The sequence below is a fragment of the Mycobacterium sp. GA-0227b genome (assembly GCF_001499855.1).
GTDB lineage: Bacteria > Actinomycetota > Actinomycetes > Mycobacteriales > Mycobacteriaceae > Mycobacterium.
Genome location: NZ_LQIK01000029.1, coordinates 48,136 through 70,551 on the forward strand (window position 1 = coordinate 48,136; position 22,416 = coordinate 70,551).

Here is a 22,416-nt window from a genome sequence, read left to right on the forward strand (position 1 = left end):
CACAGCCGATGCAGATGCGCGTGGCCGCAGATATTGCATCGATAGGCGCATCAGCGGTGCGCCTCAGAAAAGTGTGCCGGCGTGGCGTCGGGAAACTGGTGGTCCACGAAGCGTGCAAAAATCACCGATATCTCGGGGCAACCGGAGCTGTCAGCAAGCGACGAATGACCGGGCTTCATCAACGGAGGAACCAATATGACGGACGCTGACGACGCGATACGAGACCAGGCAACGAGCCACATTGAATCGCTGCTCTGTGAACTGTATGAGCCTGAAGGCGTGCAGATTTGGATGACATCGCCCCACCGGTGGTTTGGGGGTCGACGAGCAGTCGATCTTATTGCCGAGGGCCGAGCCGAAGAAGTACTCGCTGCTATTAACCGCCTCAATGATGGCGCGTGGGCCTGACGTAGGGCGAACTTTCGGCGCGCCCATCCGGTTGGCAGGTCGATCAGCGGCGGGCGAACACCTATCCAAATCCGATGGATAACAGCGGATATCCACGAATATCAGGGCGTGTCGTCGGCGGGTGCAGGGGAATGCCCGAGCGTGCTGAGCCTACGCCGCGATTCCGCTTGTTTCGCACCCCACCACCAAACTCCTCCGGGCCTACCCGCCCGAGTTGAGCACGAATCAGCGATGACCCCACCGCCGGTCCGACGATCGCCTTTTCGAATCTTTGAACCAGATCGACTCAACGGCGACAACATCTTTCAGCGCTTCGCGACGGCTGCATCGGCCGGACCGGTGCCCTCACCGAGGTCCATGAGTGGCGGCGGAGCCAGAGGCCTTGAACAGGCAGCCTCCCGGCCCGATCAGAAATCGTATCAGGGTCAGCGTCCAGGATTCTCGCAAACATCGCGGTCAGCCCTGCGAGGTCGGATTCGGCTCGAGCAGCGTGGCATGCGCTGTGCAATTCAGTCAGGTCGGTCTTCTGCCAGTCGAGTCCGGCGCCGCGTTCTGAGAGGAGATGTCGAAAAACTCGCGGGTGGAACGGCCGTTGCCCTCACGGAAGGGGTGGGCAAAGTTCGCGTAGTCATACAGGTACGCGACGGTGCGGGCGAGCTCAGCCTCGGGGACATCCCTGAGCCGGTTCAGCCGGTGGACCTCAGCGGCCACATGGATCATCGGCTGGCTGATGCTGCCCGGGGGACAGAAGGACTCGCCACCCTTCTCGGTGCCAACTGTCCGCACATCACCCGCCCAGACGTACACGTCTTGAAAGAGCTGACGGTGGATCGCGCGCAGATACGGCAAGTCATACGTGCGATCACCCAGGAGTTCGGGGGCCTCACGAAGTTCGATAACACGTGCCTCGACGAGATCGTTCTCCGCGTCCCGCAGCTCCTTCGTTGTCTGAGCACCGACACGATTTCTCAGAATGTTCGTGCCAGGAATGAAATAGCCCCGCCAATTCCGTTCGAGATCGCCGGTATCCCAGGGATGCGGCACTCCAGGCTCGGTTACTTCACGTTGTACCGGCGCCGAACGCGATCGCTCAGCTCAGCGGCGGTGATGGTTCCACGGGCGTAGGCAACCTGGTCGGCGCGCGTGGCGTTGGTGCTGCGGGAACCTTCCAGTTCTGTGCTACGGCGGATCGCGCGCACGGCCTTGACCCGGCGCTTGGCCTTCTGCAGCTCGGTCGCTCGGAACACCACCCTCAATGAAGTGGCCTCCAGCATAGGCCACACGGCGGACATCGGGTGGAACCGCGGATACGCGGCGTGCAGCTGGCCGGGGCCGACAGCGCTGGCACCGGATGCACGCTGACGTCGTACGGCGTACCGGCGGGGATGGGCGGTCTGGTGTCGCCGATATCGAATACCTGAGCCTTCATGTTGCCGGCACGACCGTGCGCTCATCGACGCTCTGCTGTTCACGTCACGAGTCGGCCGACGGGATCGACAGAATTGACGTCCTCTGGCTTCGCGATCATGGGCACCTGGCCGTGCTCATTCGTCTCAACGATGTCGTCACTCAGCACTGGAGACCATCCCATCCCGCCTGTGCTTGCAAAGACCAGCGGTCGACGGCGTCTACAGACAACAGAGGGCTCGACACATTCAGTGCGTCCGAGACCGACATAGTCGGCAGTTATCGGCACTCGTCCGGTTGGGAGGGCGTCGCGGCGATTTCACAGTTGCGGCCAATCCTCTCTAACTCGGCGAACGCGACCACTTTGCTCGTGTCCGACGGATGACGGTCCTGGCGCCGCTGTGGTTCATGCGCCAGCGCGCGACAGCGAGGCTTACATCGAACCTGCTCGCCGCGACTTCATCGGTGGCGTTAGAGCGGGCCAGGTGGAACGCTCCGTCGTAGGGCACCAGTATTTCGCCCGAGAGCCAGTCTGCTTCCGCCTCTTGTTCGCCGCCTAGACCGCACTTGCGCTCGTCCTCTGACAGAGATACCGAAAAGTTGTGCTCGAGGATGAGGTGGGCTAGTTCGTGGCACATAGTGGTGCGACGGCGAGTCGCTGGCTGGGCATCGTTCTCCAGGATGACTGCACCGGTTCCGACGGGGATCAGCGCGCCAGAGACGGCGCTACCATCGCGCCGGAGAAAGTGGTCACGCGCCTCGCCTTCGAGCTCGCTTAGCCGGACAACTGGGATTCCGTACATTTCGGCGAATTGGTATGGATCGAACGGAACGTGAACGTTGAGACCTATCTCGGTGCGCAGCTCTATAGCGAGCCGCTTGGCCTCCGCTTTGAATCCACGTCGCATAAGGCTTAACGGTGGTCTCGAGCGCGCTCGATTGTCGCAGCAATGATTTGTTCGAGATACTTCACGTCTGTCGCGCTCAGCTCCTTACTAGCGCGCAAAAGCGGTGCGAGTTTCACCATCAGGTCTGGATCACCGCCCGTCGCCGCGCGGCCTTCCTCGTCGGTGAAGAACTCTTCGGCCGGCAGACGAAGCCACGCAACAAGAGTCGCGAATCCGTCTGTGTCGGGTTTCAATCCGTTTCCGATCCGCGACAGCAGCGATGGGCTCACACCGATCTCCTTGGCAAGCCCCCGCCACGACAGGCCGCGCTCAACGCGCGCAGCATCCAGGGCAGCGTACAAAACGGCGGTATCGATCGTGGTTTTCGCCATGTTGGCAGTGTCGCACATATGCAACGCCACATCGTTCTCGACACAGTGTGTTAGACTTGAGACAGAGATGCATAACTGGAACACCGATGTCGACCGGAGGTAAAGACAGCCCGATGAAGCAGCTTGACGACATCCTGCAGGCCGTCGACGGTGACGTCTCCGACGTCCTACAGAAGAATCCGCCGGTCGACGACATCGATCCAGACAACCTAAATGCGGATGAACTTCCGGACGCATCGGGCAGCAAATGGCTTCGGGTCGACAACATTGTCGCCGCGTTCGTTGACCTCGAAAACTCCACGCAGATGAGCGTCGGAAAGCACCCCCGAAGCACAGCCGCCATCTACCGCGCTGCAACCGGCAATGCGGTGAGGATCTTGCACGAGTTCCAAGCCGACTTCATTCAGATTCAGGGCGATGGAGCGTTCGGGCTTTTTTGGGGGAATGGTGCTATCGAGCGGGCTATCTGTGCCGGAATCACCGTGAAGACCTTCAGCGAGCGGTATCTCGAACCGGCTCTGGAATCAAAGTGGCCGAAGGCGCCAAAGACTGGGTTCAAGGTTGGGGTTGCTAGTGGGCGAACCTTGGTGAAGAAAATTGGTACGCCTCGCAATCCTGCGGAACAGGAGCCCGTATGGGCTGGCAAGCCCGTGAACTATGCCGCGAAGGCGGCCCAGCAAGCGAGCAGACGGCAAATGATCGTCACCGGTTCGGTATGGCTCGCGATCGAAAACAACGACTTCCTGACCACCTCGTGTGGCCACGATTCCGCGGGAGGTGTGCTTGCGCAGCCTTCCACGTTGTGGGAGGACGTCAGAATCGAAAAGCTCGACCACGACGACGATGAAGCGATGGGGCGGATGTTGAGCGCTTGCTGGTGTCGCGAATGCGGTGCTGACTTCGTCGCGGCAATACTGAACGGCGAGACGACTAGACAGGAGTCCGCCAGTGTTCGGGAGGCGGCCAAGTCGACCTTCGACGCCGTCCGGGCTGCTCGATGGGAGCGCATGCGTACGGACTACCTGGCACACCGCAGGGGCTTGGCGAGCTTGCGGCGAAGCGGATGAGTCCGGCCCACCTAAGCCGGTCGTCAGGAACACTGGAGAATTCGTGTCGCTCAAAGAGGAACTGAAAAGCTACGTCGCGGCCGTGCACAAAGGCCAGTGGAAGACCCGCGACGGCACGAAGGTGCCAGAGACGGACGACATCGCCCTTGGCAACGAGGCAGTCAAGTTGGAGGCCACCGTACTGTATGCGGACCTGGCTCAGTCCACTGTGATGGTCAAAAACCATGAGAACTGGTTTGCGGCCGAAATCTACAAGAACTACCTGTACTGCGCCGCTCGGATAGTTCGCCACCACGATGGGGTTATTACTGCATACGATGGGGATCGCATTATGGCCGTATTTATCGGCGGCTCCAAGAATTCCAATGCCGCAAAATGCGGACTGAGAATCAACTACGCCGTGCGTGATATTCTCCGTCCGGCGACTAAGGCTCAGTACCCTAACAATAGTTTCGACCTGAGGCAACGCGTTGGAATTGATACGTCCCCATTATTCATTGCGCGGACCGGAATCCGGGGCAGCAATGATCTCGTGTGGGTTGGAAATGCGGCGAATAACGCTGCCAAGATGGCGGCGCTGCCCACTACATATCCAACTTACATCTCCGCATCGGTCTACAACATGCTAGGTGAGTCGTCAAAGTACGGGGGCGAACCAAAGCGTGACATGTGGACTGATCTCGGAACGAGGGACCTTGGATACCGAATCTATGGCTCGACCTGGTGGTGGACTCTATGAGCCTCGGCGGTGAACGAGTTTGACATCCAGCTCAGATGGCGCGCGGAACCCAGTCGGCGCCGAGACGCCGTCTTCGGACGAGAGTGCTCCCGACCATGCGTGGAAAGGACTTTCCGTCGTCAATGAATGGGTGCGCCACGCCGAGACAAAAGCAGGGTTCATTCTTGCCGCCGCTGGAGTGGCAGGCGGCGTCCTATATAACTTGGTGAAGAACGAGAGTTCCCCTTCATGCTGGTTTTCTGTTGTCGCCGTGTTGTGCTGCGGAGGGCTAGTTTTTGCGGCACTCTTTGCAGTTTGGTCTCTAGTTCCGCGCCTACGTCTCCACCGCCGAGAGGCGCCCGACAGCCTTTTGTATTACGTACATATTGTCCGTAAATTTGGAAGCGATGGTACGAATTACGCTCAATCATTAAGGAAATTACTTTCAAATCCGGGCCACCTGACAGAACAGATTGCGAAACAAACACACGCGATCGCAACCGTCGCGCGCCGCAAGTATCGGTGGGCATCGGCGGCCGCATACAGCCTCGGCACGGGTCTCCTGTTCTTGATCGTCTTGGCAATCGTGATCGGAAGCCGAACGCTGCGGTAGCGCGACGAACCCGGTCTCGCCGACACAACAGCGCCTCGCTGGCCGTTTCATGGATAATGACGAGTATCCATGAAACGCGGGTTTGCAATAGGGTACGTGGGGGAGTGGCTGAATGAGAGCAGTCGGCGCTTCGATCGCAACCACAAGCAGACTCTCCTGACCCGTTCGTGACAGCGGGCGGTGTTCGCGGCGACCCTCCGGGCCGGGTAAGTCCTCGGGCGATGCGAAGGTGGTGCCAGTTCGAGACCTGCAGCAGCGTCGGCGACCGGTGGCCGAGCCGCGGCAGTTGACGCCTTAGCTTGTGAACGGATTTGTGAACGAAACAGGGCGCAACTGCCGTGAGGATGTGAGACGCACCGTGATGGCTGGGACGGCGACGCCTTCTGGACCTGCACGTTCGAGACCGGGGAGGTCATGCGGGACCGGAACCGGGTGGCTCATAACCCAGAGGTCGCAGGTTCGAATCCTGTCCCCGCTACTAGGTGAAACGGCCCCCGGAGGATTTCCGGGGGCCGTTTCGTATCTCGCCGACGGCATCGAGGTGATTTCCCACGGCGAACTTCGATCGGTTAGCTTTGGACGCAATTGACCAGATCGACAATCGCTTATTCAAGCGCGTAAACACTGCGAGGTGGTCCATGGACTCGTTGGCGAAGGCCTTTGCCGAGCGGCTGACCAGCTCTGACAACAGCCTGCACGTCTTCGACGACGGCACCTGGATCCGCCACCCCTGGCCGGAGGTGCACGGCCGGTCGGAGAACGTCGCGGAGTGGCTGCTCAACGAGGAAGTCTCCACGCTGGGGCTGGCGGGCGAACCCACCGTCGAGCTGATCGCGGCGATCCTGGGCGCCTTCCAGGCCGGCGTCGCGGTGACCATCGCGCCCAGCCCGGTTCGAGGCGCGGACGCAGACAAGTGGGCGCAGACGACGGTGGCCCGGTTCGCGGGTATGGGCGTCAGCCACGTGCTCACCGGGCGAAGTCATCTCGAGCAGCTCGCCCGCGTCGACGGCGGGCCGGTGGTGAAAGAACTGAATTCCGTTGCGCCGCTTGCCAGATCAACGACCTTCCGGCGACCCGACGAACCCGCCGCCATCGCCCTGCTTCAGGGCACGGCCGGCTCGACGGGTGTTCCTCGCGCGGTGCAGCTGTCCCCGGATGCGGTGCTGGCCAACCTCCGCGGCCTCAACACCCGCATCGGGGTGTCTCCGGCCGACTCCGGTTGTTCCTGGCTGCCGCTGTATCACGACATGGGCCTGAGCTTTGTGCTGGCCGGAGCCCTGGGCGGTATCGACCTGTGGCAGGCGCCGACCGCCGCATTCCAGGCCTCACCGTTTCGCTGGTTGGACTGGCTCACCGAGAGTCGCGCCACTATCACCGCTGCGCCGAACATGGCATACGGATTGATCGGAAAGTACTCGCGCCGGGTCACCGACGTCGACCTCGGCAGCATGCGGTTCGCGCTCAACGGCGGCGAACCCGTCGACTGTGAACTGACCGCGCTGTTCGCCACCGAGATGGCCCGCTTCGGGTTCTCCGCCGGTGCGCTTGCGCCCTCCTACGGCTTGGCCGAATCCACCTGTGCCGTAACGGTTCCCGAGCCTGGCCGCGGCATGATCGTCGACGGCGCCGGCCATGCGGTGCTCGGCGAGCCGATCCCCGGCATGTCGGTGCGTGTCGAGCAGCGCGACGACGCTGAGGACGATGGGGTGGGCGAGATCCTGATCCGCGGAACCTCGATGATGTCGGGCTACCGCGACGACGCCCCGCTGGACCCCGACGAATGGTTCGCCACAGGCGATCTCGGCTATTTCGTCGACGGCGGTCTGGTGGTTTGTGGCCGCGCCAAGGAACTGATCACGGTGGCAGGCCGCAACATCTTCCCCGCCGAGGTCGAACGGGTGGCGGCCGGCGCACCCGGCGTGCGGGACGGCGCCGTGGTGGCGGTCGGCGTTGGGGAGCGCTCGATCAGGCCCGGCGTCGCGATCGTCGCGGAGTTCCGCGGTCCCGACGAGGCACAGTCGCGCGCCGACCTCATCGAGCGCGTCGCATCCGAGTGCGGCGTGATACCCGCCGACGTCGTCTTCGTCCGGCCCGGCGCACTACCGCGGACTTCATCGGGCAAGTTGCGGCGGCTCGAGGTCAAACGCGACCTGCTGCAGCGGTCCTGATCGCCGTCAGCCGCCCGGAGCGGGTGGCGCCGGTGGTGGGGTCTCGGTCGTTGTTGTCGTCGTCGGCGCGGTCGTCGTAGTGGTCACAGTGGTCGTGTCCGCCGTCGTGGTCTCAATCGCCGGCGGCGGCGGCACCACCGTCTCGGTGGTCGGGCTGATCACGGTCGTCTCCGTCACCGTCGTCGGTGTCGTCGTCGTGGTTGTCGTGGTCGTCGTCGTGGTGGTGGTTCCCGACGCCGACTGGATGACACCGCACGCCACCCGCGCGCCGGCATCACCCGTGGCCAGCGTGTCCTGATCCGGACCCGGCGTGCCATTGGGCTGGGTGTAGCGGTCGGGGATGTGCGCGAAGTTGTCCTCGTCCTGGTGGATCATCAGCGCGGTGCCCTCACCGGCCAACAGATCCTGAGCCGTGAACGCATCGGTGGTCGTGACGAGCTCTGCGGACCCGTCGGAGCGGACCTCCAGCGCGGTGAGGTCGCCGCTCGCCGGGTGGCCGGTGTGCCCCGGCGCCTGGAAGTGGCCGCCCGCCGACAGGAAATCACCTGGCTCCCCGCCCGTGGGCGGGACCGAATTGGCTTCGCACTTGCCCACCGAATGGATGTGCAAGCCGTGGAAACCCGGGCTCAAGATGCCGCTCTCGATCGTCTCGACCGTGACCCTGGCGAAGCCGTTCGCGAAGTCCAGGGTGGCGTTGGCGACAGGTGTGCCGTCGGCCGTCTTCAGCTGTGCGTTGAGTCGCTCGGTGGCCGCGGGCGCCGCCGTGGTGCCGGGCGTCGTGGTCTCTTCGCCGGCGTCCTCGGTGCTGCAGCCGGTCAGCGCGACGATCGGTGTCGCCACGGCGAGCGCCGCGATGATGATTCGGTTTGCCATGGCACCCTGGTACCCGAAGAAGTGATCGACGACACATGGTCGCCGGATGACAGGATGACCCGCGTGGCTGAGCGTGTCAGTTTCCCGAGCTGCAGCGGACCCACGCTCGCGGGTGAGCTCGACATGCCCGACGGCGACGTCCGCGGGTGGGGCGTGTTCGCGCACGGCTTCACGCTCGGCAAGAACAGTCCTGCGGCCAGCCGCATCTGCAAGCAACTCGCCAGCGAGGGCATCGGCATGCTGCGCTTCGACAACCTCGGCCTCGGTGACTCCGAAGGCGACTGGAGCGACGGGTCGTTCTCGCACAAGGTGGCCGACACCGCGCGGGCCGTCGAGTTCATGAACTCCGAAGGCCGCGAGGTGCGCCTGCTGGTCGGTCACTCCTTCGGCGGGTCGGCCGCCATCGCCGCGGCCCACGAGTGCCCGAGCGTCGCGGCGGTGGCCAGCATCGCGGCGCCGTCCGAGCCCGCGCACGTCGAGCGCACGTACGACGCGCTCGTGGAGCGGATCGAGGCCGAGGGGGAGGCGCCGTTCCTCATCGGCGGCAAGGCGCTCACGTTGAAGCGGCACTTCATCGACGACGTCCGCAACGTCGATCTGCAGGAGCGCATCCGAACGCTGCGCCGCGCGCTGCTCGTCATGCATTCGCCGACCGACAACACCGTCGGCATCGAAAACGCCAGCGAGATCTTTCGCGCGGCCCGGCACCCCCGCAGCTTCGTCTCGCTCGAGGGCGCCGATCATCTGCTCACCGAGAAGAACCAGGCGGCCCGCGCCGCGCGCATCATCAGCGCCTGGGCCGACCCTTACCTGTGATTTGTGCACGTTTCGGAGCGTTCACCGCTCTGTTCTGTTTCGGGACATCGCTGACAGGTTGATGTCTCGGGACATCGCTGACACCTGAGTGGGGCTGCGGCCAGGATGGTCCATGGCCCAGAAGGTGACGGCGATGGATATTCGTGTTGCAGCTGCATATGCCGGGCCGATCGAGAATGTGTCGGCGTTCTGCCGTGATCAGCAGATCAGTCGGCAGACGTTCTACAAGTACCGACGCCAGTTTGGTGCCGAGGGTCTGGCTGGTCTTCAAGAACGGTCACGACGGCCGCACCACTCGCCCGGGCAGACCGCTGCGGCGGTCGAGGAATTGGTGCTGCGAAAACGCAAACAGCTGATCGAGGCCGGTCGTGATCATGGGCCGCAGTCGATCGTGTGGGCGCTGCAGCGCGAGGGCATGCCCGAGGTGCCCTCGCGCTCGACAGCGTGGCGAATTCTGACGCGCCACGGCGCGATCGTGCCGCAGCCCAAGAAACGACCGAAATCGGCGACTAAACGGTTCACCTTCAGCCGCCCCAATGAGTGTTGGCAGTCCGACTGGACGGGGTGGCATTTGGCCGACGGCGCCCCGGTGGCCATCGCCGGCACCCTTGATGATCACTCCCGCTACCTGCCCGCTCTGCGGGCCGGGCCCGGTGACGCCACCGGCGAGTTGGTGTGGTCGGTGATGGTGGCCGGCATTGTCGAGTGCGGGATCCCGGCAATGTCGTTGACCGACAACGGATTTGTTTACACCGGCAAGTGGCGTGGGTTCGAGGCCACCTTCGAGGCCAACCTGCGCGCGCTGGGCACGGTGACCATCAACTCGACACCGTTTCACCCGCAGACCTGCGGCAAGGCTCTGGCAGACACTGAAGAAATGGCTGCGCACCCACGATGCGCCAACCACCATCGATGAGCTCAACGCGCTACTGGAACAGTTCCGCAATTACTACAACCATCACCGCCCGCACCGGGCACTGCGCGGGGCCACCCCGGCCGAGACCTTCCACGCCACCCACAAGGCCCGCCCCGCCGACCGGCCGTTGCCGCAGCCCGTCTTCGTCAACCGTCAGGTCGTCAGCGCCGGTTCAGGCAATCTCACCGTCGGGCCCTACATTGTCAACGTCGGACGCCGATGGAGCGGACACGCCTGCGACACCATTTGCGATGGCACCCACATCGTCATCTTCAGCGGCACCACACTCGTGCGTGAACTCACCGCCAACCCCAACCGCCGATACCAAAACGGTCACCGAAAACCCGGAACACACGGCAAACGCGAACCCAAACCAGCACCATGACTGTCAACGATGTCCCGAGACATCAACCTGTCAGCGATGTCCCGAAACAGAACAGAGCGCTCACCGCTCCTGAACGTGCACAAGTCGCCGGGAAAGTCAGCGAACCGCGACGACGACCTTGCCCTTCGCCGAGCGGTCCTCCAGCGCGGCGATCGCATCGGCGGCGCGCTCGATTGGGAACACCTGAGGTTGCGGCGCCGACACCTTGCCCGAGGCCAGCAGCGGCTCCAGCTCGGCCCACTGCTCGGCAAGATAGTTCGGATGGGTGAACGTCCATGCGCCCCAGCCCACGCCGACCGCGTCAACGTTGTTGAGCAGCAACCGGTTCACCTTCACAGTTGGGATCTCGCCACCGGTGAAGCCGATCACGAGCAGCCGTCCGCCCGGGGCCAGCGAGCGCAGCGAGTCGGTGAAGCGGTCGCCGCCGACCGGGTCGACGACGATGTCTACGCCGCGGCCGTCGGTCAACCCCTTCACGGCGTCCTTGAAACCGTCCGCCAGCACTACATCGGTCGCCCCGGCGGCCCTGGCCACCTCGGCTTTGTCCTCCGTGCTCACCACCGCGATCACCCGTGATGCCCCCCACGCCGGCGCCAACCGCAGGGTCGACGTGCCGATGCCGCCGGCCGCCCCGTGCACGAGCACCGCTTCGCCCTCGGCCAACCGGCCCCGTGTCCGCAGCGCGTGGTGCATGGTCAGGTCGTTGAACAGCAGACCGGCGCCGGCCTCGAACGAGACGTTGTCGGGCAGCTTGAAGACGCGTTCGGCGGGCAGCGCGACGACTTCGGCCATCGCGCCGCACAGCATCGTCAGCGCGGCGACGCGGTCACCCGCACGGACGTGCGAGCCGTCCGGTGCGCTGCGCACCACGCCCGCGACCTCGCCGCCAGGCGTATACGGCAGCTCCGGCTTGTACTGATAGAGCCCGCGTGACTGCAGCACGTCGGGAAACGCGACGCCGGCCGCGTGCACTTCGATGACGACCGCGCCATCACCGTCCGGTTCCTCGACGTCGACGAGCTTCGCCGCCGAAGGTCCGTCGAGGCTGGCTATTTGAATCGCACGCATGGCGCTTATTTAACATCCTCGAATGCCTGATATCCGCGCCGCGGTCACGCCTGTACTGCACACTGTTAGATAAGCTCACTTATGCGGCAACGTTGCCGAGGTCGAACGGAGCGAAGATGAGTGGTGGTCCACGCGGCCGGTCGAAGGCCCCCGCCTTTGCCCCCGCCCAGTCGCTGCCCGAAAGCCGCGCCGTCGCGGTGCGTTCCAAGGACGGCATCCGCCTGCACGCCGAGGTCTTCGGGCCCGAGGACGGCTATCCGATCGTGCTGGCGCACGGAATCACGTGCGCGATCCGGGTGTGGGCGCATCAGATCACCGATCTGTCGCGCGACTATCGCGTCATCGCGTTCGACCACCGTGGCCACGGTCGCAGCGCGGTGCCGGCCCGTCGTCGCGCGTACAGCCTCGATCATCTGGCGGCCGACCTCGATTCGGTGCTCGACGCGACGCTCGCACCGGGTGAGCGGGCGGTCATCGCCGGCCATTCGATGGGCGGCATCGCGATCACGTCGTGGGCGGAGCGGTACGCCGAGCGGGTGACCGAACGCGCGGACGCCGTCGCGCTCATCAACACCACGACCGGCGACCTGTTGCGCAACGTCCAGCTGCTGCCCGTGCCGGCGCGACTGGCCGGCGTGCGCGTGCTCACCGCCGGGGCGTTCCTGAAGACCTTCGGCGCGATGCCGCTGCCACGCGCCGCCGCCGGCCCGAACCAGCGCTTCCTGTCGATGCTCGCGGTGGGCCGCGACGCCGACCCCGCCATCGCCGCGTTCGTCCATGAGTTGTTCCTTGCGACTGCGCCCGCCGGCCGCGGCGGCTGGGCCCATACGCTGGTCGACCACCTCGGTCCGCGACACATCGGGCTCGCCAACCTCGTGGTGCCGACCCTGGTGATCGGCAGTGAGAAGGACCGGCTGCTGCCGATCGCGTCGGCGCGCCGGATCGCCCGTGAGGCACCCAATCTGACCCAGTTCGTCGAACTGTCCGGTGGACATTGCGCAATCCTGGAACGCCCGGACGAGGTGAACAAGCACTTGCGGCTGCTGATCGACTCGGTGACCTCCGAGGGCCGCATAAGCTCCTGATTCGGCCCACCGGCCTAACCGGTCAGTGCGCGATGCACCTCGTCTGCGGCGCGCCGGCCAGAGCGCACCGCGCCGTCGAGGAAGCCGGTCCAGGTGTCGGCGGTTTCCGTACCGGCCCAATAGATCCCGTCGACGGGCTTGCGCAACCACGGTCCGTATGCGGTCCAGGAGCCGGGCGGCACGGCGGCAGTGGGCCCGCCCGGCGCGAACTGTTCTGCGCCCCAACAGTGGTCGAGGTAGTCGATCGGTGCCAACGCGGCGTCACCGAACAACGTCGCGAAGCCCGACAGCGCGCGTTCGCGGCGCCGCGCCGGTGGCAGTGAGTCGAATGAGCGGGCGTCGGTGAACCCGAGCAGGACGCCGGGGCCCTCGTCTCCTGGGCTCACGTCGAACGTGATGAACACCGGCCCTTCGTCGGAAAGCGCCTCGCCGGACAGGCCTTTCGCGCGCCAGAACGGCGTCTCGTATGCGGCGTAGGCCTTGCTGAGATTGCCCTGCGGCCAGTGCTGCGCGAGCTTGCCGTACTCGGCGGGCAGCTCGGGCAGGAACGCGATCGCGTTGCGGTGTTGGGGCGGTATTGCGACGACGACGGCCTTGGCGCGCACGGGCCCGCGATCGGAGGTCACGGTGAGTGTGCCGTCGTTGTGGCGTTCGATGCTGCGCACCGCGGCATCGAGCACGACGCGCGGGCCTAATTCTCTGGCTATCCGTGCCGCGATCTGTTGTGTGCCATCGGGAAAGCGGCTCTGTTGGGCGCCACCTTCGACGTCGAGCATGCGGTCCAAGCCGCCGGCCGCCTTGACGTAGCGCACCGCGTGCAGCATCGACACCGCATCGGGTTCGCACCCCCAGGTGACCCTCGACATGATCGCCATCAGATCCCGTGTTCCCGCGCTCGCGTGTACGGACTTCAGCCAGCCGTCGAGCGTTTGGGAGTCCAGGCTGTCGGCGATGGTGGCCTCCCACGGCTTGTCGACCGGCACCTTGCGACAGACACGTTCGAAGCGCCACTGGATCCGCGACACGTCGAGCAGTTCGATGATCGACAGCCGTGGGATGGTGCTGCGATAGGACCGGACCTTGCCCCGCCAGCGGATCAGGTTCTTGCCCTGGCAGTACGTCGGGACGGTTCGGCAGCCGAGCTCGGCCGCCAATTCGCCGACGGCGTCCTGAGTCGGCCCGACGAACGTGCCGCCGAGGTCGACGGGGACACCCGCGATCGTCGCCGTCGACGACCGCCCGCCCACCCGGTCGCGGCCCTCGAGCACCACGACGTCGTGGCCCAGGCGCACCAACGCCCGCGCCGCCGACAGCCCGGCGAACCCGGCGCCCACCACGACCACATCGGTGTCGGCCGGGACGGAGGAATTAGGCACGCGATTAGGCTCTCACGCCGTGAAGGTCATGACAGCGTTGTTCGGTCCAACCGATGCGATCGAACGGGCGCAGCTGCTGCGCGACGCGGGCGCCAGCGGAGTGTTCACCTTCGAAGGACCGCACGACGTTTTCTCGCCGCTGACGCTCGCGTCCACCGTCGACGGCCTCGACCTGATGACCAACGTGGCCATCGCGTTTCCGCGCAACCCGATTCAGCTTGCCCATCAGGCCTACGACCTCCAGCTGCTCGCCAAGGGTCGCTTCACGTTGGGCCTCGGCACGCAGGTGCGCGCGCAGATCGAAAAACGTTACGGCGCGGCATTCGACCGTCCGGTCGAGCGGATGAAGGAGATGGTCGGCGCGCTGCGCGCGGTGTTCGCGGCCTGGGAGACCGGCGAACGCCTCGATTTCCGCGGTGAGTACTTCCGGCACACGCTGATGACCCCGACATTCAACCCCGGGCCGAACCCCTACGGAATGCCGCCGATCTATCTCGGTGCGCTGGGCCCGCGGTTGACCCGCGCCACCGCCGAGGTCGCCGACGGGCTGTTGGTGATGCCGTTCGGGTCCAAACGGTTCCTGCACGAGGTGACGATGCCGGCTGTGCGCAACGGGTTGGCGCAGGCGGGCAGGTCCCTCGACGACTTCGCGGTGGTGCCCGAGATCATCGTGTCCGTGGGCAGCGACGAGACGGCGCACGCGGCCGCGCGCCGGCTGCTGGCCTTCTACGGCTCCACGCCCGCCTACCGCCCGGTGCTCGACGTGCACGGCTGGGGTGAGCTGCAGCCGGAGCTCAACGCGTTGTCCAAGCAGGGTCGCTGGCAGGAGATGGGCACGCTGATCGACGACAAGATACTGCGCACCATCGCCGCGTGCGGCAGTCCGGCCGAGGTGGCCGCCCACATCCGTGACCGCGTCGGGGGGGTGTCCGACCGGATCTGCCTCTACCAGCCCGGCCCCATCGCCGCCGACGCGTTGGCCGAGATCGTCGACGCGCTGGCCGCCTGACTCCTATCGTGGTACTCAGCGGAACCAAAGGAGTTTGCGGATGGACAACCGGGTGCAGTACGCCGACGTACTGATCATCGGCGCGGGCATTTCGGGGATCGGCGCCGCCTATCGCCTGCAGGAGAAGAACCCGAACCTGAGCTACCTGGTCCTCGAGCGCCGAGCACGCATCGGCGGCACCTGGGACCTGCACCGCTATCCGGGCATCCGGTCCGACAGCGACATCTTCACGCTGAGTTATCCCTTCGAACCGTGGACGCGCCCGGAGAACGTGGCCGACGGCCCCGACATCCGCGAATACCTGGCCCAGACCGCCCGCAAGCACGGCATCGACAAGCACATCCGGTTCAACGCCCATGTGTTGTCCGTGGATTGGGACTCGACGACCGACACCTGGACGGTGCAGACCGAGCAGGACGGGACGCCGACGACGTACCGCGGCCGCTTCCTGTTCTTCGGCACCGGCTATTACAACTACGACGAGCCCTACCGCCCGGATTTCCCCGGCCTCGACGAGTTCAGCGGCGAGGTGGTGCACCCGCAGCACTGGCCGGAGTCGCTCGACTACGCCGGCAAGCGCATCGTCGTGATCGGCAGCGGCGCAACGGCGGTCAGCATGATCCCGTCGCTGACCGAGACGGCCGGGCACGTGACGATGCTGCAGCGGTCGCCGACGTACATGCTCTCGGGGCCGAGAGTCAATCCCGTCGTGCAGGCGATTCGCGCAGTGCTGCCGGGACGGGCCGGGTACTGGGGCGCCCGCATCTACAACACGATCTTCACCGTGTTCATCTACGCGTTCGCCCGCGCGGCACCCAAGCTCAGCAGGCGCTTCATCCGCCGGAACGCCAAACGCAATCTGCCGGAGGGCTATCCGGTCGACGTCCATTTCAACCCGCGTTACGACCCGTGGGATCAACGGTTGTGCGCGATGCTCGACAACGACTTCTACGAGGCGATCAACACCGGCCGCCTGGACGTGGTCACCGACCACATCGACCACATCGACGCGTCCGGCATCGTGTTGAGTTCCGGGCAGCGGATCGACGCCGACGTGATCATCACCGCCACGGGGATACAACTGCAGGCGCTCGGCGGTGTCCATGTCAGCATCGACGGCGCCGAGATCAAACCGCAGGATCGCTTCGTCTACAAGGAGCACATGCTCGAGGACGTGCCGAATCTGGCCTGGTGTGTCGGCTACATCAACGCCTCATGGACCCTGCGAGCGGATCTGACCGCCCGCGCTTTCGCACGGTTGGTGTCCTACATGGACTCTCACGGGTACACGCACGCCTATCCGCATCTCGGCGACAAGCCGATGCCGGAGAAGCCGGCGTGGAACATCAACGCCGGCTACGTACAACGCGCCCTGCACGCGTTGCCGAAATCCGGAACGCACCGGCCGTGGAACGTTCGGCACAACTATGTGCTCGACGCGATCGACCACCGATTCGACCGGATCGAGGAGTCGATGGTGTTCGGCCGGGCGCCGGTCCCGGCCGCGCCAGTCGCCTGATAAGCACGGACTTTCCTGGCGCGAGCAGCCGCAAAGTGCCCTGATTTCACGGCATTTCGGGTCACTTTGCGTCTGCTCGCGGCCTCTGGTCAGGGACGCGGACGACGACTCCGGACGACAGCAGCTGTGAAGCGGTCAGCCCGAACGTCGACTTGAACCGGTCCGACAGATGCGACGGGCTGGCGAAGCCGGTGCACATCGCCGCTTCGGTCAGGCTCATGCCGTCGGCAATGGCGTTGCCCGCCTCCATCAAACGCGTCCACAGCCGGTAGCGACGCACGGTGGTGCCCAACTCGTCGCGGAACAGGTGTAGGAACCGTGACTCCGACAGGCCCACCTCGGCGGCCAATGCCCGCGATGGAATCGACGCAGTGGGGTCAGCGCGAATTCGATTGACAGCGTTCATGACCCGCGGATCGATGCGCCTGTCCGCAGCGGGTGCGGCCAGCGCCAGCCAGTGCGACGCCTCGGCATCGTCAGTGGGCGTGAACTGCAGCCGGTCCTCGTCGACGTGACCGCTGCCGAGTGCGCCATGCCATTCGCCGATCTTGGCGCGGCAGCTTTCGGCGCGGCTGGTCGTCGGCTCGAGGTAGCACGAGACCAGACCCTCGCCGTGACAGATCAACTGGTGAGTCAGCCGCGGCGGGATCAGGACACTGCGCCCGTCGACCCGGTCCGCGTCGGGGATCGCGACGGTGAGCGGGCCACCGATACCGACCGCCAGGCACCACACCGACCCGGAATGCGGCGCGAGCTTGAGGCTCGGGCCGGCGTACAACGCTTGGCCGGGCCACAGCCACACCGACGGACAGCAGGTTTGTGGAAGCGCGTCAGCCACGCGTGCGGTCATGCTGGACTCCTGATCGATCGACAGGAGGCTACCTTGGCATCCGCAGTGGTGGCAGTGATCGCCGTGTTCTTCGCGGGTATGGGCGTTTATGCGCTGGCCGCCCCGGACGCGCTCGTCCGGCCGTTCGGCACCACGCTCGGCGGCGCCGCATCGCGATCCGAAGTGCGCGCCGTCTACGGTGGCTTCGGCTTGGCCATGGCCGGCGTGCTGGCGTACGCGGCCCTCGAGGGCGGCGCTCTGCGGACGGGCGTGCTGCTCACGGTCGCCGCCGCGTTGGCCGGAATGGCGTTCGGTCGTGTGGTGTCGGCCGTCATCGATCAGCGAACGTCGTTCTATCCGAACTGGTTCTACCTCGTGGTGGAGGCGATCGCGGCGGCAGCGCTATGGGTGGTTTCGGCGCGCTAGCCATCGCGCAGCGATCAGCAGCGCACCGAAACCGCTCAGTCGGCGACGGTGAGCCAGTCCTTGAATCCCGACGGGTCGTGCCGGCCGAGCGCACCGTGCTCGAACAAACCCCACCCTTCGGCGGACCGACCGCCCTCCCGGCACACCGCGCGACCGACATGGTCGATGACCCCGAACATGGCGCGGCCGTTGACCGCCGGATCGGTCATGTCGTAGGTGAGGCGTTCGGTGAACTTGTCGCCCTTCCACATGCCGTGTAGCCAGTCCGAGTCGCCGCCGTACCCGCCGCCGATGTGGATCGGGACCGGTAGCTTCGACTCGACCTCGAACACCACGGGCGAGCCGTCCGGTGTGGTCGCTTCGATGGTGGCGCTGTGGGGGATTCGCGTGCCCGGGGTGTAGTGGATCTTCACCCGCGGCCAGCCGAGCTGTTCGACGCGGCCGTCGCGCCAGATTCGCGTGCAGTCGTTGAGGCTGCGGAATCCGTTCGGCTCCTCCTGGATGATCAACACGATCCCGAAGTCGTCGAACGCCATCGGCACGTACAGCCACCACATGCCCTCGAACGGCGGATGCGCCGGCCTGCCGGCGGGTTCGGGTTCGCCGATCGGTCGGATGCCCCACGACCGGTCGCGGCTGCCGATCCACACCGACGGGTCGACGGCAATCTCCTCGCCGTCGACCGCGATGACGCCGCTCCACGATCCGACCTGTGCGAAACGCTGTGCGTCCAACGTGATCCGGGTGCCGGTGCGCAACACGTGGCGCTGTTCCTGCACCGCGTCGAAGAGGCCGTCCCAGGTGAGGTCGACCGCGATGCCCTCGGTCTCCTCACAGACGATCCGCAGCTTGTGCAGCGGTTCGTTCACCTCGACGCGGTAGCCGAGCACGTGCTGGTTGAGCCGGTCGGAGTCGATGCCGTCGGACAGGTGCACCGCGGTCTGCTCGTCGCCCCGCCGTATGAGGACGAATGCGTCCTTGACACCCAGGTTGGGGTAGTAGCCGATACCGGTGATCAGAAAGATGTCGCCGGTGCGGTCATGGGCGTTGAAGTAGGAGCGGTCGTAGAAGTTGCGGTCCGACGACCCGGGCCAGGCAATCGGTTGCGGAATCTGGTGGATGGGGAATTCGTCGGTGGGCCCGAGCATCAGGCATCCTCTCCGATCAGTCGTTTGAGCAGTGAGCCGTGGTAGAACAGCGATTCGACGTCGTCGGGCCGTTCGATCTCGCCGAAACGCACCCGTCGTGCGCTGGTGCGCATGAAGACGCACGCCCAGATCACGCCGGAGTAGACGTAGAACCAGTGCAGGTCGCCGAGTTCGACGCCGGTCAACGCGGCGTAGGTGGACTTGACGTCGTCCTCGCGCATGAAGTCGGGTAGCCCGGGCAGTCCCGCGAGCCCGGCCAACTCCTGGAAGACGTTGTGCGCGAAGATCATCCATGCCGCATCCATCTCGCGCGGCCCGAGTGTGGCCATCTCCCAGTCGAGTACGGCCACCGGCCGGTAATCCGAGTACAGGACGTTGCCGACGCGGGAGTCGCCCCACACCAGGACCGGGTCGCTCGCCGCGACGTCGGCCGGCCAGTTCGCCTCCAGCCATTCGAGGGCACGCTCGATCAGCGACGAGCGCCCGATGTCCGGTACGGCGAACTGGTACCAGGCCTTGAGCCAGTTCAGGTTGCGCCGCAACGCATTGCGGTCGCTTCCGTCGTCGAGGAACCCGAAGGTCGTCTCCGGTTGTGGAATGGAGTGCAGTTTGGCGATCACGCCGACGGTGTGGTCCTGTAGTTCCCGCCGCCGTTCGGCCGGCGAGTCGGCGAACCAGTTCCCTCCGAACGTGTACGGCATGACGTCGGGCGGGACCCGGCCGTCGACATAGTCCATCAGGAAGAACGGCGTACCGAGCACCTCGCCGCTGTTCTCCAGCCACCGCACCTGCGGCACCGGAACATCGGTCTTCTCCTGCACCAACCTGATCACGTCGAACTGGTGGTCCATCCGGTAGGACGAGAACACCGGGACGTCCTCGGCCGTGGGCGCCACCCGAGCCACCCATTTCTGTTCCTGCGCCTGACCGTCGGCGGTCCAGCGTCCGGTCAGGATGATCGTTTCCGACGACATCCCGTTGGCGTCGACGCCGCTTTCCACGGTGATCTCCGGTGCCACCCCGCCGGGCAGCACCGTCGAGAGCCACCGCGACATCACACCGGGGAGGGTGCTCAGATCGCGACTCGAATGCTCGAGGCGGTTGATGTCCTCGACAGCCGGTTCACTAGCCACAAGTTCTTCCTTCGACCGAGAATTACGATACGGTGGGTAGCGATATGAAATCAGACGCGTCACCGGTTGACAAGACCTCGGGCGCCGGGCGGCCCAGGGATCCGCGCATTGACGCTGCCATACTGCGCGCCACCGCGGATCTGCTTGCCGAAATCGGCTATTCGAACCTCACGATCGCCGCGGTGGCCGAACGGGCAGGCACCACCAAGACGGCCTTGTATCGCCGGTGGTCCAGCAAGGCCGAACTCGTTCACGAGGCCGCCTTTCCGGCCGCGCCGACCGCGATCGAGACGCCGCCGGGTGACATCGCCGCCGACATCCGCGCGATGCTCGCGGCCGCCCGCGACGTGTTCTCCAGCCCCGTGGTGCGCGCGGCGTTGCCCGGGTTGATCTCCGACATGGCCGCCGACGCCGATCTCAACGCCCGGGTGATGGACCGGTTCACCGGGGTGTTCGTGGCGGTGCGCAACCGGTTGACCGACGCGGTGCAGCGACGCGAGGTTCATCCCGATGTCGACCCCGACCGGCTGGTGGAGGTCATCGGCGGCGCGACCTTGCTGCGGATGCTGTTGCGGCCCGGCGAGCCGCTCGGCGACGACTGGGTCGAGCAGACCGCCGCAATTGTGATCCACGGTGTGGTGACATGACAGACGTGCCCGACGCGTTTCCGACCGACTGGCGCACCGCGCTCGTGCTGGTCCCGCATCCCGACGACCCCGAGTACGGGTGCGCCGCGGCAGTGGCGAACTGGACCGCCGCGGGCAAGACCGTCCACTACGCCTTCGCCAGCCGCGGCGAAGCCGGCATCGCCGGAATGGCGCCCGAACAGGCCGGTCAGCTGCGCGAGCGGGAGCAGCTGCGATCGGCGGCCATCGTCGGTGTCCACAACGTCCGGTTCTGGGCCTTTCCCGACAGCGAGATCCGCAACACGGCCGAGCTTCGCGCGAAGATCATCGAGACGATCACCGAGCTCGACCCCGACGTCGTCATCAGCATCTACGGCGGTCCCGAGTGGGCGCCGGACGCGCCCAACCAACGCGACCACATCGAGTTCGCCACCGCGGTCCTCGACGCGTATGACAGCCTGCCCGAGCCGCCGCGCAGGCTGTTCCAGAACGGCCCCGGGGGCACCCACGTCGAGGCCGTCGACGACGGTTGCTTCGAGCGTGCGGTCGCGTCGCTCGCCGAGCACAAGGTCTATCTGTCGGTGCTCGACCCGCATACGCCTGTCGCAGCGCAGGCCCGCAAGCAGGTGGAGATGTCGACGCCGCCGCGCCGGGAGTTCGGCGGGCGCCGCACGGTCGAGTTCGTCCTGATGCGTCAGCGCTAGCGCGAGCTCTCAGCGGTCGATCTGGCGCTTGTTGCGCTCCGTCACCGCACGGAACTGGTCACCCAGCCCAGCCGAGAAGCCGGGGAAATCGCGATGCTGTGCGAACGCGATTGCCTCCTCGGCGGCCAACGCCGGATCGATCACCGCGGCCGCACCGGTCGTGTAGATCTCCTTCAGGCCCAGCATGACCGGTCCGGGCACCTCGGCGATCTGCTTGGCCAGTTCGATCGCGCGGTCGAGCAACCGGTCATGCGCGACGACCTCGGTCACCAGCCCGATGCGCTCGGCGCGGGCCGCGTCGACCACCTCGCCGGTCATCGACAGCCGGCGGGCCATCGCGAGCCCGACCACCTGGGGGAGGCGGGCGGTCATGCCGCCGCCGGGCAGAATGCCGACCCGGGCGTGGGTGTCGGCGAACACGGCCCGTTCGGAGGCGACGAGGAAATCGCAGCCGAGCGCCATCTCGAGGCCTCCCGTGAACGTCGCCCCGTTGATCGCCCCGATGATCGGGGTACGCATGTTGCCGGTCGCGGCGATGCAGCTCTGCGAGCGGAACTCCTCGAAATAGCTCAGGCCGTCGCGTTGCGCCTCCTTGAGGTCCACGCCGGCGCAGAACGCCGGGTCTGTCCCGGTGAGCACCACGGCGCTGACGGACGCATCGGCGTCGGCCTCGGTCAGCGCGGCGTACGCGGCCTTGATCAGGCCGCGACTCAACGCGTTTCGCGCCTCGGGCCGGTTGAGTGTCAGGACCCGCACCGGGCCGTGGTCGACGACGAGGACGAGGGCATCGGTCATAAGCCGAATCTAGCGTTCGGCAGCCTGAGCGACTATATTCAATTACGA

General features: G+C 65.6%; 24 protein-coding genes, 1 tRNA gene and 1 pseudogene. 15 read left to right on the top strand and 11 right to left on the bottom strand.

The window, feature by feature from the left end; all coding sequences use genetic code 11:
• The first annotated feature begins 195 nt into the window (after nucleotides 1-195).
• Nucleotides 196-408 carry an MbcA/ParS/Xre antitoxin family protein gene (locus AU185_RS25825; protein ID WP_082683929.1) on the top strand — a complete coding sequence of 71 codons (213 nt, stop codon included), beginning with the start codon at nucleotides 196-198 and terminating at the stop codon, nucleotides 406-408.
• A 407-nt stretch (nucleotides 409-815) separates the two neighbouring features.
• Here AU185_RS25825 and AU185_RS16070 read toward each other — a convergent pair.
• The 4 genes and pseudogenes from AU185_RS16070 to AU185_RS16085 all read right to left on the bottom strand — a co-directional run bounded on the left by AU185_RS16070 (nucleotide 816) and on the right by AU185_RS16085 (nucleotide 3,094).
• Nucleotides 816-1,452 (bottom strand): annotated as a pseudogene (locus AU185_RS16070) (Fic/DOC family protein).
• 11 nt (nucleotides 1,453-1,463) lie between these two features.
• Nucleotides 1,464-1,658, bottom strand: coding sequence for an antitoxin VbhA family protein (locus AU185_RS16075; protein WP_231740402.1), 195 nt, complete (start codon nucleotides 1,656-1,658; stop codon nucleotides 1,464-1,466).
• Nucleotides 1,659-2,156: 498 nt separating this feature from the next.
• Complete coding sequence (locus tag AU185_RS16080) at nucleotides 2,157-2,723, bottom strand: ImmA/IrrE family metallo-endopeptidase (protein ID WP_059101085.1); 567 nt, start codon at nucleotides 2,721-2,723, stop codon at nucleotides 2,157-2,159.
• A gap of 5 nt (nucleotides 2,724-2,728) precedes the next feature.
• A complete protein-coding gene (locus tag AU185_RS16085) occupies nucleotides 2,729-3,094 on the bottom strand; it encodes a helix-turn-helix domain-containing protein (RefSeq protein WP_059101156.1) in 366 nt (121 codons plus the stop codon).
• A 113-nt stretch (nucleotides 3,095-3,207) separates the two neighbouring features.
• Between AU185_RS16085 and AU185_RS16090 the strand changes: the two genes are divergently transcribed.
• The 5 genes from AU185_RS16090 to mbtM all read left to right on the top strand — a co-directional run bounded on the left by AU185_RS16090 (nucleotide 3,208) and on the right by mbtM (nucleotide 7,660).
• A complete protein-coding gene (locus AU185_RS16090) occupies nucleotides 3,208-4,161 on the top strand; it encodes an adenylate/guanylate cyclase domain-containing protein (RefSeq protein ID WP_059101084.1) in 954 nt (317 codons plus the stop codon).
• A 43-nt stretch (nucleotides 4,162-4,204) separates the two neighbouring features.
• Entirely contained in the window at nucleotides 4,205-4,900 is a 696-nt protein-coding gene (locus tag AU185_RS16095; RefSeq protein ID WP_059101083.1) for an adenylate/guanylate cyclase domain-containing protein, read from the top strand.
• A 19-nt stretch (nucleotides 4,901-4,919) separates the two neighbouring features.
• On the top strand, nucleotides 4,920-5,492 hold the full coding sequence (locus tag AU185_RS25830) for a Pycsar system effector family protein (protein ID WP_502687990.1): 573 nt from the start codon (nucleotides 4,920-4,922) through the stop codon (nucleotides 5,490-5,492).
• A gap of 416 nt (nucleotides 5,493-5,908) precedes the next feature.
• Nucleotides 5,909-5,969: transfer RNA gene (locus AU185_RS25185), tRNA-Met, on the top strand.
• 161 nt (nucleotides 5,970-6,130) lie between these two features.
• Complete coding sequence (mbtM, locus tag AU185_RS16100) at nucleotides 6,131-7,660, top strand: long-chain-fatty acid--ACP ligase MbtM (RefSeq protein WP_059101082.1); 1,530 nt, start codon at nucleotides 6,131-6,133, stop codon at nucleotides 7,658-7,660.
• A gap of 6 nt (nucleotides 7,661-7,666) precedes the next feature.
• Here the strand turns inward: mbtM and sodC are convergent, their stop codons facing one another.
• On the bottom strand, nucleotides 7,667-8,533 hold the full coding sequence (gene sodC, locus AU185_RS16105) for a superoxide dismutase[Cu-Zn] (protein ID WP_059101081.1): 867 nt from the start codon (nucleotides 8,531-8,533) through the stop codon (nucleotides 7,667-7,669).
• A gap of 63 nt (nucleotides 8,534-8,596) precedes the next feature.
• Between sodC and AU185_RS16110 the strand changes: the two genes are divergently transcribed.
• From AU185_RS16110 to AU185_RS25670, 3 genes are all read left to right on the top strand, one after another.
• The gene (locus AU185_RS16110; RefSeq protein WP_059101155.1) at nucleotides 8,597-9,349 is read left to right on the top strand and encodes an alpha/beta hydrolase family protein; all 753 of its coding nucleotides are present in this window, start codon (nucleotides 8,597-8,599) and stop codon (nucleotides 9,347-9,349) included.
• A 133-nt stretch (nucleotides 9,350-9,482) separates the two neighbouring features.
• Entirely contained in the window at nucleotides 9,483-10,265 is a 783-nt protein-coding gene (locus AU185_RS25665) for a helix-turn-helix domain-containing protein (protein WP_231740393.1), read from the top strand.
• Nucleotides 10,258-10,650 carry an integrase core domain-containing protein gene (locus AU185_RS25670; protein ID WP_231740401.1) on the top strand — a complete coding sequence of 131 codons (393 nt, stop codon included), beginning with the start codon at nucleotides 10,258-10,260 and terminating at the stop codon, nucleotides 10,648-10,650. The genes AU185_RS25665 and AU185_RS25670 overlap by 8 nt, the downstream gene beginning before the upstream one ends.
• A gap of 96 nt (nucleotides 10,651-10,746) precedes the next feature.
• Here AU185_RS25670 and AU185_RS16120 read toward each other — a convergent pair whose 3' ends face one another.
• Nucleotides 10,747-11,718: an NADPH:quinone oxidoreductase family protein gene (locus AU185_RS16120; protein WP_059101080.1), complete on the bottom strand. Its 972-nt coding sequence runs from the start codon at nucleotides 11,716-11,718 to the stop codon at nucleotides 10,747-10,749.
• 116 nt (nucleotides 11,719-11,834) lie between these two features.
• Between AU185_RS16120 and AU185_RS16125 the strand changes: the two genes are divergently transcribed.
• On the top strand, nucleotides 11,835-12,803 hold the full coding sequence (locus AU185_RS16125; RefSeq protein WP_059101079.1) for an alpha/beta fold hydrolase: 969 nt from the start codon (nucleotides 11,835-11,837) through the stop codon (nucleotides 12,801-12,803).
• 14 nt (nucleotides 12,804-12,817) lie between these two features.
• Here the strand turns inward: AU185_RS16125 and AU185_RS16130 are convergent, their stop codons facing one another.
• Nucleotides 12,818-14,179: a flavin monoamine oxidase family protein gene (locus AU185_RS16130; RefSeq protein ID WP_059101078.1), complete on the bottom strand. Its 1,362-nt coding sequence runs from the start codon at nucleotides 14,177-14,179 to the stop codon at nucleotides 12,818-12,820.
• Between the two features lie 19 nt (nucleotides 14,180-14,198).
• Between AU185_RS16130 and AU185_RS16135 the strand changes: the two genes are divergently transcribed.
• Nucleotides 14,199-15,188: a TIGR03617 family F420-dependent LLM class oxidoreductase gene (locus AU185_RS16135; RefSeq protein WP_059101077.1), complete on the top strand. Its 990-nt coding sequence runs from the start codon at nucleotides 14,199-14,201 to the stop codon at nucleotides 15,186-15,188.
• Between the two features lie 40 nt (nucleotides 15,189-15,228).
• Nucleotides 15,229-16,707, top strand: a complete 1,479-nt coding sequence (locus AU185_RS16140) for a flavin-containing monooxygenase (RefSeq protein ID WP_059101076.1) — start codon at nucleotides 15,229-15,231, stop codon at nucleotides 16,705-16,707.
• Between the two features lie 61 nt (nucleotides 16,708-16,768).
• On the opposite strand, the gene AU185_RS16145 is transcribed toward AU185_RS16140, so the two are convergent.
• Nucleotides 16,769-17,557 carry a helix-turn-helix transcriptional regulator gene (locus AU185_RS16145; protein ID WP_059101075.1) on the bottom strand — a complete coding sequence of 263 codons (789 nt, stop codon included), beginning with the start codon at nucleotides 17,555-17,557 and terminating at the stop codon, nucleotides 16,769-16,771.
• 33 nt (nucleotides 17,558-17,590) lie between these two features.
• On the opposite strand from AU185_RS16145, the gene AU185_RS16150 reads away from it, so the two are divergent.
• Nucleotides 17,591-17,962 (top strand): DUF4345 family protein, encoded by a 372-nt coding sequence (locus tag AU185_RS16150; RefSeq protein ID WP_197413452.1) that lies wholly within the window; start codon nucleotides 17,591-17,593, stop codon nucleotides 17,960-17,962.
• Nucleotides 17,963-17,997: 35 nt separating this feature from the next.
• On the opposite strand, the gene AU185_RS16155 is transcribed toward AU185_RS16150, so the two are convergent.
• Both AU185_RS16155 and AU185_RS16160 read right to left on the bottom strand, forming a co-directional pair.
• Entirely contained in the window at nucleotides 17,998-19,110 is a 1,113-nt protein-coding gene (locus tag AU185_RS16155; RefSeq protein WP_059101074.1) for an Rv3169 family protein, read from the bottom strand.
• Nucleotides 19,110-20,243 carry a phosphotransferase family protein gene (locus tag AU185_RS16160; protein ID WP_059101073.1) on the bottom strand — a complete coding sequence of 378 codons (1,134 nt, stop codon included), beginning with the start codon at nucleotides 20,241-20,243 and terminating at the stop codon, nucleotides 19,110-19,112. The genes AU185_RS16155 and AU185_RS16160 overlap by 1 nt, the downstream gene beginning before the upstream one ends.
• Nucleotides 20,244-20,287: 44 nt before the next feature.
• On the opposite strand from AU185_RS16160, the gene AU185_RS16165 reads away from it, so the two are divergent.
• Nucleotides 20,288-20,890, top strand: coding sequence for a TetR/AcrR family transcriptional regulator C-terminal ligand-binding domain-containing protein (locus AU185_RS16165; RefSeq protein ID WP_059101072.1), 603 nt, complete (start codon nucleotides 20,288-20,290; stop codon nucleotides 20,888-20,890).
• Nucleotides 20,887-21,573 (top strand): PIG-L deacetylase family protein, encoded by a 687-nt coding sequence (locus tag AU185_RS16170; protein WP_059101071.1) that lies wholly within the window; start codon nucleotides 20,887-20,889, stop codon nucleotides 21,571-21,573. Before AU185_RS16165 ends, AU185_RS16170 begins: the two co-directional genes overlap by 4 nt.
• Before the next feature lie 9 nt (nucleotides 21,574-21,582).
• On the opposite strand, the gene AU185_RS16175 is transcribed toward AU185_RS16170, so the two are convergent.
• Complete coding sequence (locus tag AU185_RS16175; RefSeq protein WP_059101070.1) at nucleotides 21,583-22,368, bottom strand: enoyl-CoA hydratase; 786 nt, start codon at nucleotides 22,366-22,368, stop codon at nucleotides 21,583-21,585.
• Nucleotides 22,369-22,416 lie beyond the last annotated feature (48 nt).